Genomic DNA, 16,838 nt, shown 5'->3' with positions numbered 1-16,838 from the left:
TCATGGAGGTAATTTCCTTGTCCCCGCGTACACCGGGCGTGCTCGCCTGCACGGCCGCGGCCTGCCTGGCCGTCACCGCCACCCCCGCCGTGGCCGCCCCGGCCGAGTCCGCCTACGCCATCGCCGCGTCCGGTCTGGTCACGATCCCCCGTACACCTTCGGTTTCCGGGGCGGGCAAGGAATCGCTCGCCTCGGTGGCGCTGCCGACATCCGGCCCGTCCCTGGTCAGCGCGAAGGCACTGAACGCCGATGTGAAACCGGGGTACGCCAAGTCCGGTGTCACCGGTCTCTCGCTGGATCTCGCCACCCTGCCCACCGCGGCCACACTGCCCGGGCTGAGCGCCGACGTGATCAAGTCCGAATGCCAAGACGGCAAGGGGTCGGTGTCGATCGCGAACCTGAAGGTCGGCGGCAAAGCGATCAAGCTCGACCAGGTCCCGCCCAACACCACCGTACCGCTGGCCCCGTTGCTCGAATTGGTGGTGAACAAGCAGACCAAGAACGCCGGCGGCACGCTCACCGTGACCGCGGTCTCCGCCAAGCTGCTCGGCCGGACGCAGACTCTGGACATCGCGTCGGCGACCTGCGCCAAATCCGCCGGCACCACTCCGGAACCGCCGACCAAACCCAGCGGTGACAAGCCGCAGCCCAGCGGCAAGGCCCCCAAGCCCACCCCGGTCCCCGCGCACCTGGACGTCACCGGCTGACCATCGCCCGCACAACACGAGTGTGGCTTCCGGGTCCCGCCCGGAAGCCACACTCGATGCGGGCGCGCCCTCAGATCGCTCCCGTCCGCACGGCGTATGCCACCACGTGCGACCGGTTCCGCAACCGCAACCGGCCGGTCATGCCGTAGGTGGTGTTCTTGACCGTCCGTTCCGGACAAGAGAATTCGGCCGCGATCTGGTTCGTGAGGAACGCGCCGAACTCGACGATGAGTCCATCACTTGACGCGCCCTCGCGGCCGGTGAAGCGGAACGCGCTGTCACCGGCGATAGCTTGGACGGGTGGCGGGTCCGTCGCGACCCCGACGTCAGAGCGGCGAACAGGACCGAAACCTCAGCGGCGAGCCCACACCGGATCAACACCTCCACCTCTGCCGGTGACGTGACTGTCGGCTACTCCTGAACGCATGGCGCCCACCCGGCACGAACCGGTACTTCCCCGGCATCGCCTACGACCCGCCCTGCCTGTCCCGGTGACCACGCATGGCCACGCCGAAGAGACCGCTGGTGTGGCCGGTGAGGGTGGCGAGTTCGGTGGGGCGACGGGGATCGTTGACGTCCCACAGCCGTGCGGTGTTGTCGTTGCCCGCGGTGGCCAGGATGCGGCCGTCGGGGCTGAAATCCACGCCGTAGACCGCGCACGTCGGTGACAGCGCGACCGGTCACTCGTCCGCGACCTTCGCCACCGACGACGGCAGGCACGCGGCGCTAATGACCAACACCTTTGTACAGGCCGAAGGTACGACGACACGGGTCCAGGTAATCGACTCCGCGCTGTGTGGCACTCCGGTGGGCTGATCCGCCTGCACGGGCAGGATTCCGTCGCCGTTTCGTGATTCGGGTCCTGGGCTCGTCTTTACCTACCCGCTGATCGCGGCGGCACCCGGATGCGGGCAACGAAGGATTGGGGACGTTGAGTGGCCCAATCCTCCGCCGATCAAGATCCGACGCCGGAGCGCCCTCGTGACGAATGTGGCCGAGGCGCCGCACCAGCGACCCGCTGCTGCGGCGCCTCGGCGAGTGCGCCCGTTCGGTGTCCTGATCCTGGTCAGGGAGTGGGGGTCTGACCAGGGCGGAGGACATCCCCGCAGGACCGCAGATGCGCGACCGAGTTGGCCGCGACGACCTTCTGGGTCTCGGTGGTCACGTAGTTCTGCGCCTCGGCGAGCAGTGCGGGGTCGCGGACGAGATCCTTACGCACCCACACCCCGACGTCACCGAACGCGGCCGGATCACGGGGGCTGCGGTAGAGCACCTCGTACTCCTGCGCGAACCGTTCGTCCTGGGCGAAGCCGAGCGTGGTGTCCCACGAGCCGATGAGCGAGATCAGCTCCGGACGGACCTCGTCGAAGACGTACCGACGCTCACCCGCGAAATCCGCGGTGCTCAGGTAGTCGGCGATGACGCGGTCGGCGAGACCGGCGAGGTCGATCACCTGGAGCCTGCTGACCAGTGACATCCCGCCGAGGTCGATCACGCCGATCTTCGCGGAGTCGGGCAGCTTCAAGAGGTCCGCCACGCCGTTGGTGACCCTGGCGTCACGCTCGACGACACTGCAGAACGGCGTTTTCGGGGTGGCGCGGTACTTCTCGCCCTGAGTGTAGAAGCCGCTGACCGACGACACCGTCGCGATGACGAGCGTGACCACCAGCAGGACCCGGCCGCGGATCCGCGCCTTGCGCACGGTCTCGACGATCACGATCGTGCCGCCGAGCGTGCCGAGCGCCCAGATCGGGGTGGCGAACCGGAACTGCCCCATCCAGTCGGCCTGGAGGACGCAGAAGGCGACCACCGACAGGCCGAACGGGACCACGAGCGCGACCATGTCCGCGCGGAGCTTGGACGGCTTCTGCATCACCAGGGCGAGACAGACGATCGCGACCGCGACAAGCAGCCAGCCCGCGTACTGGAGGACCGTCCCGGCCTTGGCGATGTCGGTGATGTCCGGGAGCGGCTGAGCCTTGGCAATCGCGGTGTTGGGCAGCAGGCGCCCGTACTCGATCCAGCGGAACAGCAGATAACCACCGAAGGGGACGACGAACCCGGCGGCGGACAGCAGTACCGCCCGGACGGCGGGGGCAAGGCCGCCGCGGCGGGTGAACAGCGCGACCACGATCGGGAACGCGGCCGCGTAGATGACACCGTCGGGGCGGCTCAGCCCGGCGAGGGCGGCGAGCGCGCCGGTCGAAACAGCGACCTTCGCGGTCAGAAGCGTGCCGGAGTTCACACCGCACAGGGTGACCACGGCCACCGCGGTGGCCGTGAGGGCGTAGACCGAGTTCTCCAGACCGGAGAAGCACCAGATGACGAATGAGGAGTTGGCCGCGAGCGCCGCGCCGGCGATCACGGTGACCAGGGCGGGCCGCGATGTCACGCGCTTCGCGGCGACGTACACCAGCACCAGGATGGCCGCGCAGCACAGCAGCGCCAAACCCTTGGGGAACAGGATGTAGTCGGGGACGCCGAAGATCGTCCCGTTGTCGAACAGGCCGACCAGTTTCCCGAGCGCCAGCAGCACCATCCACACCGGGTTCGAGAAGCCCTCGACGGGCTCCACTCCAGGCTGCAGCACCGGTCCGAAACCATCGGCGAGGTTACGGGAATAGGCGAACGTGATGGCCGCGTCGTCGATCATCCAGTTGCCGTAGAAGCTCGCGTGGACGGCGATCAGCACCGTGCCGGCGAGGACCGAGGCGATGGCGCCGAGAAACGGCGGGAAACCCCGGCGTGAGGGGGCCATGCCGTCACCTGATGGTCTGGCCCCGCCGCGGTCCGGCTCCGCCACCGGCGGCGGGCCGGTCAGTTCCACACTGCTCACGTGGTGAATCTCCCATATTCCGAGTTCGAGAATCCGGCGACTGTGCGGCGCGGACCGAGCCCCGGTGCCACGGCCGCAGCGTCCTGCTCATCCACTACGCGGGTTGTTCGCGGAACCCCATGAGCCAGAAACACAGGTTGAGCTGATAGTCATCGCCCAGGCGGGTAATTTTACCGCACAACGCGGTACTCTCTCGACCAGGGCCGAAACCGGCGGAGTCGACGACACCCGCGTTGATCATTTTCGGTGAATATCGATATCGCGGCGCGAACTCACGCCGTCGACGCCGCGAGAAGGTTCACCGCCTCGACACCACGCGTCTTTCACAATTTCAGGTTCGGTAAGCCGCTGAGCCCGCTCGGTGAGCACCGGGACCTCGACGCCCTCGAACGAGTCACCGCGCCACAACGCCAGCGCCGCCCGCAGTGACCCGATCGCGCGCTGTGGATCCGGCTCCGCCGCCCCCGCCTCGACGAGGTCTCGACCGTTTCGCGTCGACCTCCTCCGCCCGCGCCCGGAGCCGGTAACCCGCCCCGAAAGAAAGCCTGTCCGGCTCTCCGAGCCCCGTACGCAACCGATGGATGTGCACATGCAGTTGCCGCGGCGCGCGAGTCCCGCCGTTCTCCCCGCAGCACGTCCGTCAGCACATCCACTGGCACGTCGCCCAGTATCCGATTTGGCCACAGCTCGACCCGCTCCTACCGGGCGACACCGAGGAAAGCGTCCAATTCGGCCCGGGTGGGTGCGGTGGCGGGTCCCCGCCTGGTGACGGCGATCGCCGCGGCGGCGTTCGCCCGGCGAGCGGCCTCGAGCAGATCCGTCCCGGCGAGCAGTTCGGCAGCGAGGACGCCGCAGTGCGCGTCCCCCGCGCCGTTGGTGTCCACGGCGGCCACCGCGAATCCAGGCACGGCCACGACACGCTCTCCGAAGAGCACCTGGCATCCGGCGGGACCATCCCGGACGACGAGCGTCTCCACTCGGCCGCTTGTCAAGTCGAGGGTTTCCGCCTCCGTGACGTTACAGCTGAGAATGTCCACATGCGACAGGACGGCCGCGAGCACCTGGTCGGGAACGTCACCGGCGAGTGGGCCCGGATCGAACAGGACGATCTCGTCGCCGGTCCGGGGCAACCAGTCCAAAAGGGCTTCCGCGTTCGATGCGTGCAGCAGGCTGTATCCGGTGAGGTAGACGACGTCCTGGCCGGTGAGGACGATGTCGTCGAGCAGGCCTCGCGGCAGGCGCCCTTCGGCACCGGCGCCGGTGATGAAGCTGCGTTCACCGTCGTTCTCCACGAGTGCGACGACGATCCCGGTGTCACCTTCGCCCATCGGTTCGTGCGCGAGGACGATACCCTCGGCGGCCATCGCCGACCGGGCGAGGTCGGCGAAGTTCGCAGTACCGTGCGTCCCGGCATAGAGCACAGGGGCGCCCGCTCTGGCGGCAGCGGCCATCACATTGAAGCCCCCACCCGGCACGAAGTCCACTGTGGACGCCATCACGTCCCCGCCCGGCACGGGCAGGCTCGGCACCCGCATCACGAGGTCCACCACGACCTGCCCGGTATGGATCAATCGTCCGCTCATCGCAGTGGACCTTTCTGTTCAGCGGCCGCGGCCGGCAGGTGGAGACGTCCATCGTGGACTTCGGCGATCTGGTCGGCGGCGGTGAGGTGGGTGCGGTCGTGGGTGACCAGGATGGTGGCGGTGGCCTGCTGATGGGTGAGCCGGGTGATGAGGTCCACGACCGCGGCACCGCGGTCGTGGTCGAGGGCGCTGGCGGGTTCGTCGATCAGGAGGATGGTGGGGCCGTTCATCAGGGCCCGCTCCTCCCCCGCGTCCGTACCTCCCATCAGGTCGCCGCTGGTGCTGGCCGCCGTGTGCGCGGTTTGGCTGGCTCTGGTGGTGCTGACCGCGGACGGGGTCTGGGTCGTCCCGCTGTACTTCCTCCAGCTCCATCTGCTCTCGCGCCGGAGGGGCGCGGCGGCGGTGATCGCCACCACGCTGACCGCGATCATCGCCTTCGCCGCGCACCAAGGTGTCTTCAACCCCGCCGCCGTGATCGGACCCGCGCTCGGTGCGGCCGTCGCCGTCGTGTGGGGATATCAGGCCCTCTACCAGGAGAGCCAGCAACGGAGACGGCTGATCGGGGAACTCACCGCCACCCGCGCCGACCTCGCCGAGGCCCAGCACACCGCTCCAGCATCCAGCTGTTTGTTGCGCGCCGCCGAACGCGCCCCCGGCACCGCGGACCGGTTATGTCACCCAAGCCCGCCAGGCCGCGGCGGACAACCTCGCCGAAGCCCGCCGTTTCGTCGCCGCCCTCACCCCTCCCGCCCTGGACGGCACCACCCTGGCCGGTGCGCTGGAACGCCTGTGCGCCACCACCAGCACCCGCCACCCGATCGCCTCGCGTTTCCACCTTTTCCGGCGATCCTGTGCCGCTGCCGACCGCTTATGAGGTCGCCTTGCTCCGCATCGCCCAGGCCGCCCTCGCGAACACCGTCCGCCACGCCGACGCCGCCACCGCCGAGATCACCCTGAGCTACCTCAGTGGCCGCATCGCACTCGACATCGTCGACGACGGCACGGGTTTCGACCTTGACCGGCTGCCGGTCGCGGATCCCGAGAAGGGCGGCTTCGGACTGGGCGCCATGCGCGGCCGTACCCAGGCTCTGGGCGGCACTTTCATCCTCGAGTCCACTCCTGCCCACGGCACCGCGCTGGCCGCCCGGTTGCCCCTGCCCGAGGCGAACCCGTGACCGAAGCAGCCATCCGCCTTCTCCTGGCGGACGACCATCCCCTGGTGCGAGCCGGACTTCGCGCCGTGCTGGAGACCGAACCCGGCCTCGTCGTGATCGCGGAGGCCGCGACCGCCGAAGACGCCGTGGTCCGTGCCGCCGAGGGCGACATCGACGTCGTGCTGATGGACCTGCGGTTCGGCCCCGGGATGACCGGCGCCGAAGCCACCGCCGCGATCACCGCCCGCCCCGGCGCCCCCCGCGTCCTGATCGTCACGACCTACGACACCCTCCCAGCCATCGAAGCGGGCGCCACCGGCTACCTCCTCGAAGACGCCCTGCCGGAAGACCTGGCCGCCGCGGTGCGCGCCCGCCGCCGCCGGGCGCACGAGCTGGCCCCCACCGTCGCCGACCGGCTCATGAACCGGATGGGCGCCCCCGACACCGCCCCGACCCGGCGCGAGATCGAAGTCCTCGCGCTGGTCGCCGACGGCCTCTCCAACCGGGCCATCGCCGCCCGGCTCCACCTCACCGAAGGCACGGTAGAATCCCACCTGGCCCGCGTCTACACCAAACTCGCCGTCGACTCACGCACCGCGGCCGTCGCCGCCGCGACCGACTTGGGCCTCATCCGCCGCTAACACGGTGGTCGAGCTGGCCGCCCTCTTCTCCGTCCTGCGTCACGCGGCCGGGCAGGAGCGGACGTGGATCCGCGCGCTACTCGGGCCGGAGGTCGAGACCGGCGTGGTCGGGTCGCGTACGCCCGGACAGAAGTCCGCCTTCTGCACGAAACCGCCTAACGGATCAGGCCCGCAGCGCTCAGATCGGTCCAGACCTGCGCGGGTACCTTGACGGCGAAGGACTCCACGTTGCGCCGCGCCTCCTCGGCTGAGCGCATCCCGACCGCGATCCCGGCGACAGCCGGGTGCCGCAGGGGGAAGGCCATGGCCACCTGAGGAAGCGTCACGCCGTGTGACTCGCATACGTCGGCGATCTTGGTGGCCCGCTCCAGAACTTCCGGTGTCGCGGCCTCATAATCGAAGTGCGCCCCCTCGCTCGGCCGTGGCACGGCGAGCAGCCCGGAGTTGAAGATCGACGCCGCGATCACCGAGACGCCGCGTTCCGCGCACGCGGGCAGGAACGTGTCGAGCGCGCTGTGATCGAGCAGCGTGTAGCGGCCGGACTGCATGACCACGTCGACATCCGCTTCCTGCACCAAAGTGGTCAGCATGGCCGTGTCGTACATGCCGGCACCGATCGCGCCGACGACGCCTTCCGACCGCAGCTCCGCCAGGGCGGGGTAGCCATCGCGCAACGCGTCGTCGAAGAACTCCTCGGCATCGTGCAGGTACAGCACGTCGATCCGGTCCAGGCCCAGTCGCTCCAGCGAATCCTCGACACTGCGCCGGATCCCGTCGCGAGTGAAGTCCCGGACCCGGTAATGCGTCGCGGGGACATGGAAACCGGCCGGATCCAGCTTCCCGTCCACGTCCTGCGGTACCAGCAGCCTGCCGACCTTCGTCGACAGGACGAACGACTCTCGCGGTTGCTGCCGCAGGAATTCACCGATCCGGCGCTCGGAATGCCCGATGCCGAAATGCGGAGACGTGTCGTAGTAACGGACGCCGCCGTCCCAGGCCGCGGCCAGCGCCCCCGCCGCGGTCTCGTCGTCCAGCGGCGCGAACAGCCCACCGAGCGGCCCGCCGCCGAACCCCAGCCGTGTGACCTCGACGGTGGTGCGCCCGAGTCGGTTCGTCTTCATCCCAGCTCCCCATGATCAGCTCGCCGACGACGGTGTCATACCCGCGGCCCACTGGTCGAGGAGATATTCAGCACCAGTCGGCGCAGGAGACGACCTCGAACCCCCGGCTGGGGAAGACGGCGTCGACGAAGAAGTCGTGGATCGCCTGATCACCGTCCGCGCAACCGTCGCGCAGCACGGTCACCTGGTAGCCGCGGTCCGCCGCGTCGTAGGACGTCGCGGCCACCATCGCACTGGTCGCGACTCCGGCGATCGCGACGGTTTCGACGCCCTGGGCACGGAGCACCAGGTCGAGATCCGTGCCGGCGAACGCGCTGGCACGGCGTTTCAGCACGACGACGTCCTCGTCGGTGACCGGCAGATCGATCTCGGTTCCGGCCGAACCCTCGTGGAAGGTGTCCCCGGCCTCGTGGAACGTCTTGAGCATCGCGTTTCCCGGCGGCAGGTCGGCCCCGTTACACCGGAGCGCGAAGTGCACGAACACGACGAGCGCACCGGCGGCACGGGCACGCGGCAGCAGTTCCTTGAGGGGCGGCAGGACCTGCCTGGTGAACGGGTAGTCGCCCGTGATGCCTCGCTGGAGGTCACCGATGATCAGCGCGGTGGTCATGACGGGAAGCTAGCCAACCGGCCGCGCCGCTCAACACCCGCGGCCGCTACATCGTCGACCTCGTCAAGCGACGAAGACGCAGAACCGATGCCCCGCCGGATCCGCGTAGACGCGCAGCACCGGATCGCACCATGCGGTCCAGGTCGTCCCGCTCGAAGGCCTTCGGACGGCAGATTCAGAAGCGCGAGCGGTTTCGCCGCGGTGTCGTCCGTGAATTCCACCCTGAGGTCGGTCACAACAGTGGGCCGGAACTCGCTCATCCGGCAGGTCGGGACGCGGGGCTGCTACGGTTGACCCGTCGCGGTTCAGACACCAGCCGCCGGGTCCGTTCTACTTCGTGGTCCGGCATGCCCAAACAGGGCAGCAGCCGGTCCTCCCCGTACCGGCAAGGAGTCAAATTTGACCGACTATCGCGCCCCCGCCTCTGATCCGCCCCGTTCGGTCCGGAGATTCGTGTCTCCTCTCGACGTCTCGGTCACCGCGTCCGGCACCGACACGGTGGTCACCGTGTCCGGCGAGATCGATCTCGCCGTCTCCGACAGCCTGCGGCGGACACTGGAGGGAGAACTCCAGTTCATTCCCGCGGCGTTGATCGCGGACCTCTCCGCGGTCACCTTCTGTGACTCCACGGGCTTCACGGCACTCGTCCAGATCAGGGCGAAGGCCGAAGAGACGGCCGTACCGTTCATCCTGGTCACCCAGGAACGGGCCCTGTTGCGCCCGATGTCACTCCTCGGGCTCGACGCGGTGTTCAACGTGCACCCGACGGTCGACTCGGCACGGGACGCGCTCTGCCGCTGACCCGCCCGGCTGTCATGATGGGCGGTTGTGACGGGTGACGAGGATCGAGGGTTCCGCATCGGCGGCCGCCCGCTGGCGGAGCGGCTGACCGAAGTCCTGCCGTCGCTCGCGAAGGCGGTCCTCGCCGAGATCGTGTCCCGGATCCCCGAGTACGGCCACCTGCCCGCCGAAGAACTCAGTGGCGACATCACGCACGTGATCGAACAGAACCTGCGTTCGTTCATCGACACCCTGCGCACCGGAGCGACGCCGACGCAGGAGGAACTCGACTTCCTCCGCGAGTCCGCCGCCCGCCGTGCGGAAGAGGGCATCCCGATCGACATCGTGCTCACCGCGTATCACATCGGCATCCAGGTGGTCTGGGCGTCGCTGACGCCGGACGCGCGTCCGGAGGAGGTCGCGGACGTCCTGGCCGTCAACGCGCTTACCCTGCGTTACCTCGAAGTCGTCACCCCCGCCGTCGGCGCGGGGTACCTGGACGAGCGCCAGACGATGTTCGACGACGAGCGGTCGGCGCGGCACGCGGTGCTTTCCGCCCTGCTCGACGGCGAGCCCGCCGATGTGGCCGCGGGACAGGCGGGCCTGCGGTTGCCGCCGTGCTACATCGTCCTCGCGGCGACGGTCGGGGCGCATCCGGACGAGGAGGCCAGCGGCGTCGACCCGCTGGTCGCCGGACGCCGCAAACTCCGGCGGCTGCGGGTCGAACTGGAGCGCCAGATCCGCGGCACGGTCCTGACCTCGCTCACCCCCGAGGGCGGCGTGGCCTTGCTGCCGCACGAAACCCCGGCGGGCGAACTGTCCACACGCGATTGGGCACGGCTGGAGCGGGTCCTCGCCGACGTCGCCCGCACGGCGGGCGCGGAGGTCATCGCCGGGGTCGCGGCGGCCGGACCGGCAGGCGTTCCCGCCGCGGCGCAGCTGGCACAGGACGTGCTCGCGGTCGCCACCGGCTCCGGGCGGCCGCCCGGGCTGTACCGGCTCGACGACGTCTTGCTCGAATACCAGCTGTCTCGCCCCGGCCCGGCCCTCGACCGGCTGGCCTCCCGGCTGCAACCGTTGGACGGTAACGAAGAACTCCTCCAGACGCTGGAGACCTTCCTCCACCGTGGCGGGCGGCGGCAGACCGCCGCCGCCCTCCACGTCCACCCCAACACCGTCGACTACCGGCTGCGCCGGATCGCCGACCTCACCGGGCTGGACCCCACCCGGCTCGAACACATCGCCTTGCTGAGCGCGGCACTCGCGGCCCGGTCGGCGACCGGCCGGGGATGAGTGGGTCAGCGCGCCGCCTTCGCGATCGCGGCGCCGAACACCGCCATCCCCGACGCGTTCGGATGCAGCGGGGCCGCGGCGTGCGCGGGGATCAGGCCTTCGAGATAGCGATCACGCGGGGCGGCGCAGATGTCGTGCCCGACGGTGAGCGAGGCGAAGTCGACGAACGTCGCGCCGCGGGCCTCGGCCTGCTTCCGGGCGGTGGAGCCGATCAGGTTCATCACGCCCTGCAGGTAGTTCGCGTCCCGCGCCCAGACCGGCTGCACGGGATAGCAGCCGTTGTGCCGGATGTAGGTGCCGTATCCGGTCACGAGGATCTTCGCCCGCGGCGCCCTGGCTCGGATCTCGTCGAGCGCGGCGCCGAATTTCGGGGCCCACGCCTGGATCGAGTCGCCGAGGGGATCCTTGCCACCCGCGGTGAGCCGGTCCGCGCACGAGTGACCCGCCGGTTCCGGCAGCAGGTTGATGCAGCTGAGCGCCTGCTGGAACAGGCCGGAGTCGTTGGCGCCCATAGTGATCGACACCAACCCCGTCGACGGCTTGAGCGCGTCGAGTTGCGGCGCGAGGATGCCGAACCGCCGGTTCGTGAGATCGGCGGTCACCGCACCCGAACACGAAACGTCGGCGAGCTTCGCGCCGAGCGCCGCCGCGGCGAACGCCGGGTAGTCGCGATCCGAACGCAGGCACAGCAGGTTGGGATCCTGCTTCGGGATCAGCGGCCCCGCGGCGGCGGAATCGCCGAGCGCGACGTACTCCAGCTGCCCCGCCTGCGCCGGTGTCGGCGCCGACGTCACCGCCACTGCGGCGGCCAGCGCCACCAGCCCTGCCTTGACCCGCTTGCCCAGCGCCATCCCAGCCTCCAACGTCGTCGTTGTTACCGCCCGGTAATACGTCCTCACATCTTGCGGGCGAGGGCCGGACACGGGCGTGGGGAATTTCCCAGACTTACCCCAGGCGTCGTTGTGACACGTCACCAAGCAGACGCTTGAAAATCATGGGGAACGGGTACCACTCCCCTGTCGGAGGTGATGATCGATGTCCCCTGCACAGACTGGAACCGGTCCCGTGGTGACCGGATTCGACGGCTCCCCGGAGTCCGGCCGCGCCGTCCGCTGGGCGGCGGCCGAGGCGAAAACCCGAGGGCGAGGCCTGGTGCTCGCGTACTGCACGAGGGATCGCTTGCCACCGACGGGTTCCGACCCTGTCGCCGCGCCGCTCACCGAACTGGTTCCCGAGGCGACCGACGACGCGGAACCAGCACGGCGGCAACTCGAGTCCATGGCCGAAACGTTGCAGCGCACCGACCCGGATCTCGACGTCCGGACCGTCGTACAAGGCGGTACCCCGGACGAGGTCCTGACGTCGGTCGCCGACGGGACGGACGCGTCGATGATCGTACTGGGCGAATCCCACACCGGGGTGTTCACCCGCGCCGTGACCGGCTCGACCGAAGCGGAGGTCACCCAGCACGCCGGCCGCCCGGTGGTTGTCGTCCGCGGCGAAGAGCCTCCTCAGGACGGGCCGGTGATCTTCGGGACCGACTGCACGGACCAGAGCGCCCAGGCGGCCGGGTTCGCGTTCGATTTCGCGTCGAGGCATGGCCTGGCCGTGCACGCGGTCCATGCCGCACGGCTTTCCGCTTGGGGGCCGATGAGCGAGCCGCTGCTCGGCGGCCCGGTGCTGGATCCGGCACCGCCGCTCCCCCAGGAGGTCGTCGACGAACTCGTCGCCCGGCAACTGAAGCCATGGCGGGAGCGTTATCCCGACGTGCCCGTCGAGATCGTGCACGGCGTCGGGCCGACTTCTCAGGCGCTGACCGTGCAGTCCAGCGAAGCCGCATTGCTGGTGCTGGGCCGAAGTGACCATGGCAGCCTTCGCCGCCTGCTGCTGGGCTCGGTCAGTGACGACGCGCTCCACCACGCGCATTGCCCGGTCGCGGTGGTGCGGTCTTAGCGGATCCAGCTCAGCCGTCCAGCGGAGCGGTCATACCGTCGAACAGACGGTCCACGCCCGGTGATACCCGAAAACGGTTTCAGAAAACAGGTTTGCCGATACCGAACCGGGGTAACCCCTGTTCGTGAACGATGACGACCTCACTTTCGGCATCGAAGAAGAATTCTTCGTCGTAGACCCCGCAGGACATCTCTCCCAGAGCGGCAACATGGTCGTTGATTCCGCCGAAGAGGCTGAAGGCGAACTGCAACACGAACTGACCCGGTCACAGGTGGAATCCGCGACCGCGATCTGCCGTACCAGGGATGAAGCGTTGGGGCAGCTGAAAGCTCTCCGGGCCGAACTCACCGAAGCCGCGGCTCAGCGCGGCTGCCATCTGCTCCCCTGCGGGAGTCCGCTGCTGATCGAAACCGGCTTCCCGCACATCACCCCGAATCCTCGCTACGAGCGGATCGCCGAACACTTCGGTGCCACCGCGCGCACCACGATCACCTGCGGCTGCCACATCCACATCGCGATCCCGGACCGGGAAACGGGTGTCCGGCTGATCTCGCGAATCCGGCCGTGGCTGCCAGCCTTGCTGACGCTCACCGCGAACTCGGCGATCTCCGACGGCGTCGACACCGGTTACAGCAGCTGGCGATATCAACAGTGGACCAGGTGGCCGTCGGCAGGGCCGCCGCCCGAGTTCACGTCGCTGGACCACTACGAGAGCATCGTGGACGCCTGGCTGCGCGCGGGAGCGATCCTCGACCGTCAAATGGTTTATTGGGACGTAAGGCTTTCCGAGGGCCAGCCGACGGTCGAGTTCCGGTTTTCCGATGTGGCCGCGACGCCGGACGAGGCGGTGCTGCTCGGCATCCTGGTCCGGGGACTCGTCACCACGATCCTCGACGACGGGCCTGCCCCGTCTTTGTCCAACGAGGTACTGCGCGCCCATCTCTGGCGCGCCTCCCGGGAAGGACTTTCGGGCCGGTGCCCGCATCCGCGCACCGGCGATCTCATGCCCGCGCACGAGGTTGTCGGCGATGTCGTGGCCTTCGCCGCGGCCGCGCTGGAGACGACCGGCGATCTGGACTTCGTCCGCGACGGCTGCGCCCGGTTGTTCGAACACGGGAACGGGGCGGATCGGCAACGGGCCAAGTTCTCGGAGCGGAAGTCCCCGGAGGATGTCGTGGAGATGCTCATCCGCTGAGCCGCTTGGTTTCGGTGACCGACGTGCCGGCGTTCCTGCTCCGCCGAGGCTGTACGTCCGCCGGTCCACCTCGCGACCGGCGGACGTACAGCCTCGCTGGACCGATCGCCGCCTCCGGTTACCCGATCACCCGACGCCAAACCTGATCGCGGGGAGTCGTCCGATGCCAGTTGCGGGAAAAGACCCGTCGCTCGCCTTCGTAGCCATCGAACCGGGCGTCGATGACGAACTCCGTCGGTGTGCACGACACCCGGGTGCGGGTCTCACTCCTGGCTTCCCACTCGTCGCGGGCGAACGTCATCGACCACTCCGTTTCCGCCACCGGGGAACAGAAGTCGTCCGCCACCCACGAGTAGCGCTCGAACACGTCCCTGGTCACGTCGAGCGCGATGTCCTCGAACCGGACCTTGCCCGCGTTCTTCACGATCTCGAGCGCGGACCGGTACTCGATCAGGTCGCGGGACACCGTCCAGCGCACCTCGCCGGGTTCGACCTGGGTCAAGGCAATGGTTCCGTACCTTCGGGTTCGTCGAACGGCCGCGCCGACACCTCCTCGGCCTCGGCCGTCGGACGCACCGGCAGCGTGAGCGTGCTCCGACCGGTGTGGACGGTCACCATCGCCGGTTCCGGCGGTGGCCACGCCAGCGGCCAGTACGACGAGGAGATCGACAACCGGATCCGGTGCCCGGCGGGGAAGGCCTGCGCGACGGCGTTGAGTTCGACGCGCACCCGGTACGGCTTACCCGGTTCCAGCGGCTCCGGGTCGTCGTGCCCGTCCCGGTGGGTCAGGTTCAGCAGTCCGCAGGTCACTCGCGTTGCCCGGCCGTCCGGGGCGACATCGGACAGCCGGACGGCGACCTGCGCCACCGGCTTGTCCGCCGAAACCTCCAGATCCACCACCGGCGAACCGAGGATCTCGCACGGCTCGGTGAGTTCGTCGGTGTCGAAGACGAGTGACCCGCCGTCCTCCTCCCGCTGGTCGTAAGGCAGGTCGGGTGGAGCGCTGTACGAGGCCCACTTGCCCGCGAACTGGCCGACCGAGAGCGGCGACTCCACCGACAGCCGTTCTTCCCGGACCTCCTCGTCCGGCCGGGCGATCCGGTACCGCGCGAGCCGGTGCACCGAGGGGTGGGCGTGCGGCGACGGCCAGGACGGCTCGCCGACCAACCGGCCGGGCCGGTCCTCGTACGACGTCGACGGCGGCACACTGTCCTGCATCCACGTCCGCAGCATCGGCCCGTCCATGACGCCGTTCTCGGCGTCCTTCAACCAGTGTCAGGCTCGGCGGTTTGCGCGCGGCCACTTGCAGGGCGGCGAATCCGCCCCAGGAAATCCCCATCATCCCCGTGCGGCCGGTGCACCACGGCTGCCCCGCGATCCACTCGAGCACCTCTTCCGCGTCCTGCTGCTCTCGTTCCAGGCACGGAGTCCCGCACCGAGGTGAGGTCACGGTGCCGGTACGGGATGTACTCCAGGATCGCCGGGACCGGCTCGCCGTCCGAAGCGACCGGCCGCCAGATCCTGGCCGACAGCCGGATACCGTCGGAGACCGGGATCCAGACGTGGTCGGACTCCGTGATCTCGTACGGCAGCGAAGCCACCGTCCGCATAGGCTATTCCTCCTCGAAGTCGAACCGTAGCGCTTCGGTGCACTGGCGGTATTTGTGTTCCATCTCCCGCTGGGTCTGCGCGGCGACGAGGATGTGCGCGAGTTCGTAGCTGTAGCTGTCCTGCGCCGGCATGTCCGAGAGCCGCGTTCCCTTCGCCGGCACCACTTCGATCTTCACGCCGGGGATCTCCGCCTCCAGGTCCGCGATCTCACCCCTGGTGGGCACGCGGGTGACCAGGGCGTCACGGAACCGGCGGTGGTACCACTTGGCCGCGACCTGGTAGTCACCCCTGTTCCGCCGTCCGCCGGGATCCTCACCGAGTCCCAGCCGCACCATGATGTGATGGTTCGCCACCCCGTCGACGTACTCGAACAGCTCGGCGTGGGACTGCGAGTGCCGCGGACTGATCTCCAGCAGGCAGGCCTGACCGGATTCGGGATGGCAGAAGAACTCGATGCTGAAGGTGGCGTTGTCGAAACCGATCCCCTCCATCACCCGGACCGAGATCTCCTTCATCCGCTCGACCGCGTCGTCGGGCAGCTGCGACGGATACTGATGTCTCAGAAAGCAGGCGGAGTCGGGATAGTTGATCGAATCGAGAACGCCGTAAACCGTCACCTGTCCCTTGTGGACGTAACCCTCGGTCGCGGCCTGCACACCGGTGAGTTCGCCCTCCGCGAGGCACGCGGCTCCTCCGGTGTCGGCCACTTCGGCGGGAAGCGCGACCTTTCCGAGGACGTGATCCAAGGGCAGACCGACCCGCTCGACGCCGGCCCGGATCTCGGCGACGGCCTTCTCGAACTCACTCTCATCGGCGACGTGGAAGGCCAGTTCCGACGAAAACGACTTCACCGGCTTGAGCCACATGGGGTAATCGACGCCATCGGGTGGCCGAGGCTCGTCCTGCTCCAGATCGACGATGCCGAACGGCGGCAGCTCGTCGATCACCTTCGCCTGTTCGAGTCTGCTCCAGTATTTGTGCTCGCACTTCAGCACGGCCTCGAGCGAAACGCCGGGGAGACCGTACTTCTCACACAACATCGCCACCATCGCCGAAGAGGGGAAATCCCAATAGCTGACGATTGCGTCGATCGGCCCATCGAAAGCGTCCAAATGCGACTGCGCCTTTTCCATGAGCTCGACGATTTGGATCTCGCCCTGCTGGAGTTCTTCAAGCGACAGCAACGGATGGAAGCGATACCGGTCCGCGCCGGGGAGCCGCCTCATCACTTCTTCGTTGCTCTCGTCGAGCCCGATCACGAAGATGTTCTTTTCCTCTGGGGACCTGGAGGATGTGTTCATGAGCGAGACCTACCCGTTCGAGTGAAACAGAAAACTCGAACGACACTGGTTTG

Annotated in this window: 15 protein-coding genes and 2 pseudogenes; 7 read left to right on the top strand and 10 right to left on the bottom strand. The window is 68.6% G+C overall.

Annotated features, from left to right (window positions below):
* Window positions 1-2: 2 nt before the first annotated feature.
* Window positions 3-707: a choice-of-anchor P family protein gene (locus ACM6LR_RS32460; RefSeq protein WP_414945150.1), complete on the top strand. Its 705-nt coding sequence runs from the start codon at window positions 3-5 to the stop codon at window positions 705-707.
* Window positions 708-1,174: 467 nt separating this feature from the next.
* Here the strand turns inward: ACM6LR_RS32460 and ACM6LR_RS32455 are convergent, their stop codons facing one another.
* From ACM6LR_RS32455 to ACM6LR_RS32435, 5 genes and pseudogenes are all read right to left on the bottom strand, one after another.
* Window positions 1,175-1,378, bottom strand: a complete 204-nt coding sequence (locus tag ACM6LR_RS32455; RefSeq protein WP_414937976.1) for a WD40 repeat domain-containing protein — start codon at window positions 1,376-1,378, stop codon at window positions 1,175-1,177.
* Between the two features lie 395 nt (window positions 1,379-1,773).
* Window positions 1,774-3,543 (bottom strand): hypothetical protein, encoded by a 1,770-nt coding sequence (locus tag ACM6LR_RS32450; RefSeq protein WP_414945149.1) that lies wholly within the window; start codon window positions 3,541-3,543, stop codon window positions 1,774-1,776.
* A gap of 237 nt (window positions 3,544-3,780) precedes the next feature.
* Window positions 3,781-4,134 carry a BTAD domain-containing putative transcriptional regulator gene (locus tag ACM6LR_RS32445; protein ID WP_414937975.1) on the bottom strand — a complete coding sequence of 118 codons (354 nt, stop codon included), beginning with the start codon at window positions 4,132-4,134 and terminating at the stop codon, window positions 3,781-3,783.
* A gap of 107 nt (window positions 4,135-4,241) precedes the next feature.
* Entirely contained in the window at window positions 4,242-5,126 is an 885-nt protein-coding gene (locus tag ACM6LR_RS32440; RefSeq protein WP_414937884.1) for a PfkB family carbohydrate kinase, read from the bottom strand.
* A pseudogene (locus ACM6LR_RS32435) lies at window positions 5,123-5,365 on the bottom strand (ABC transporter ATP-binding protein); the annotation flags it as partial. The pseudogene ACM6LR_RS32435 and the gene ACM6LR_RS32440, both read right to left, overlap by 4 nt.
* Before the next feature lie 612 nt (window positions 5,366-5,977).
* On the opposite strand from ACM6LR_RS32435, the gene ACM6LR_RS32430 reads away from it, so the two are divergent.
* Window positions 5,978-6,301 carry a sensor histidine kinase gene (locus ACM6LR_RS32430; RefSeq protein WP_414937883.1) on the top strand — a complete coding sequence of 108 codons (324 nt, stop codon included), beginning with the start codon at window positions 5,978-5,980 and terminating at the stop codon, window positions 6,299-6,301.
* On the top strand, window positions 6,298-6,921 hold the full coding sequence (locus tag ACM6LR_RS32425; protein WP_414945148.1) for a response regulator transcription factor: 624 nt from the start codon (window positions 6,298-6,300) through the stop codon (window positions 6,919-6,921). Before ACM6LR_RS32430 ends, ACM6LR_RS32425 begins: the two co-directional genes overlap by 4 nt.
* Window positions 6,922-7,076: 155 nt before the next feature.
* Here the strand turns inward: ACM6LR_RS32425 and ACM6LR_RS32420 are convergent, their stop codons facing one another.
* Window positions 7,077-8,042: an aldo/keto reductase gene (locus tag ACM6LR_RS32420; protein WP_414945147.1), complete on the bottom strand. Its 966-nt coding sequence runs from the start codon at window positions 8,040-8,042 to the stop codon at window positions 7,077-7,079.
* 67 nt (window positions 8,043-8,109) lie between these two features.
* Window positions 8,110-8,652, bottom strand: coding sequence for a cysteine hydrolase family protein (locus ACM6LR_RS32415; RefSeq protein ID WP_414945146.1), 543 nt, complete (start codon window positions 8,650-8,652; stop codon window positions 8,110-8,112).
* Window positions 8,653-9,105: 453 nt separating this feature from the next.
* Here ACM6LR_RS32415 and ACM6LR_RS32410 point away from each other — a divergent pair, with 453 nt between their 5' ends.
* Entirely contained in the window at window positions 9,106-9,453 is a 348-nt protein-coding gene (locus tag ACM6LR_RS32410; protein ID WP_414937880.1) for an STAS domain-containing protein, read from the top strand.
* Between the two features lie 27 nt (window positions 9,454-9,480).
* Entirely contained in the window at window positions 9,481-10,725 is a 1,245-nt protein-coding gene (locus tag ACM6LR_RS32405; protein WP_414937879.1) for a PucR family transcriptional regulator, read from the top strand.
* Window positions 10,726-10,730: 5 nt separating this feature from the next.
* Here the strand turns inward: ACM6LR_RS32405 and ACM6LR_RS32400 are convergent, their stop codons facing one another.
* The gene (locus tag ACM6LR_RS32400; protein ID WP_414937878.1) at window positions 10,731-11,576 is read right to left on the bottom strand and encodes an SGNH/GDSL hydrolase family protein; all 846 of its coding nucleotides are present in this window, start codon (window positions 11,574-11,576) and stop codon (window positions 10,731-10,733) included.
* A gap of 184 nt (window positions 11,577-11,760) precedes the next feature.
* Here ACM6LR_RS32400 and ACM6LR_RS32395 point away from each other — a divergent pair, with 184 nt between their 5' ends.
* Window positions 11,761-12,678, top strand: coding sequence for a universal stress protein (locus ACM6LR_RS32395; RefSeq protein WP_414937877.1), 918 nt, complete (start codon window positions 11,761-11,763; stop codon window positions 12,676-12,678).
* 124 nt (window positions 12,679-12,802) lie between these two features.
* A complete protein-coding gene (locus tag ACM6LR_RS32390; RefSeq protein WP_414937876.1) occupies window positions 12,803-13,873 on the top strand; it encodes a carboxylate-amine ligase in 1,071 nt (356 codons plus the stop codon).
* A 118-nt stretch (window positions 13,874-13,991) separates the two neighbouring features.
* On the opposite strand, the pseudogene ACM6LR_RS32385 reads toward ACM6LR_RS32390, so the two are convergent.
* Both ACM6LR_RS32385 and ACM6LR_RS32380 read right to left on the bottom strand, forming a co-directional pair.
* Window positions 13,992-15,483, bottom strand: a pseudogene (locus ACM6LR_RS32385) (CocE/NonD family hydrolase).
* Between the two features lie 3 nt (window positions 15,484-15,486).
* Window positions 15,487-16,785 carry an ATP-grasp domain-containing protein gene (locus tag ACM6LR_RS32380; RefSeq protein WP_414945145.1) on the bottom strand — a complete coding sequence of 433 codons (1,299 nt, stop codon included), beginning with the start codon at window positions 16,783-16,785 and terminating at the stop codon, window positions 15,487-15,489.
* Window positions 16,786-16,838 lie beyond the last annotated feature (53 nt).

It is taken from the genome of Amycolatopsis sp. cmx-11-32, from assembly GCF_047608695.1.
In the GTDB taxonomy this organism is placed as follows: Bacteria; Actinomycetota; Actinomycetes; order Mycobacteriales; family Pseudonocardiaceae; genus Amycolatopsis.
Note: the sequence above shows the minus strand (reverse complement) of the source record. Positions and strands in the feature narration are given on the sequence as shown.

What these genes read in the sequence shown, in the direction of transcription:
- ACM6LR_RS32420 (WP_414945147.1), bottom strand. Translation starts at nt 8,042, where the DNA reads ATGAAGACGAACCGACTCGGGCGCACCACCGTCGAGGTCACACGGCTG.
- ACM6LR_RS32440 (WP_414937884.1), bottom strand. Translation starts at nt 5,126, where the DNA reads ATGAGCGGACGATTGATCCATACCGGGCAGGTCGTGGTGGACCTCGTG.
- ACM6LR_RS32400 (WP_414937878.1), bottom strand. Translation starts at nt 11,576, where the DNA reads ATGGCGCTGGGCAAGCGGGTCAAGGCAGGGCTGGTGGCGCTGGCCGCC.
- ACM6LR_RS32380 (WP_414945145.1), bottom strand. Translation starts at nt 16,785, where the DNA reads ATGAACACATCCTCCAGGTCCCCAGAGGAAAAGAACATCTTCGTGATC.
- ACM6LR_RS32445 (WP_414937975.1), bottom strand. Translation starts at nt 4,134, where the DNA reads ATGTGCACATCCATCGGTTGCGTACGGGGCTCGGAGAGCCGGACAGGC.
- ACM6LR_RS32415 (WP_414945146.1), bottom strand. Translation starts at nt 8,652, where the DNA reads ATGACCACCGCGCTGATCATCGGTGACCTCCAGCGAGGCATCACGGGC.
- ACM6LR_RS32395 (WP_414937877.1), top strand. Translation starts at nt 11,761, where the DNA reads ATGTCCCCTGCACAGACTGGAACCGGTCCCGTGGTGACCGGATTCGAC.
- ACM6LR_RS32460 (WP_414945150.1), top strand. Translation starts at nt 3, where the DNA reads ATGGAGGTAATTTCCTTGTCCCCGCGTACACCGGGCGTGCTCGCCTGC.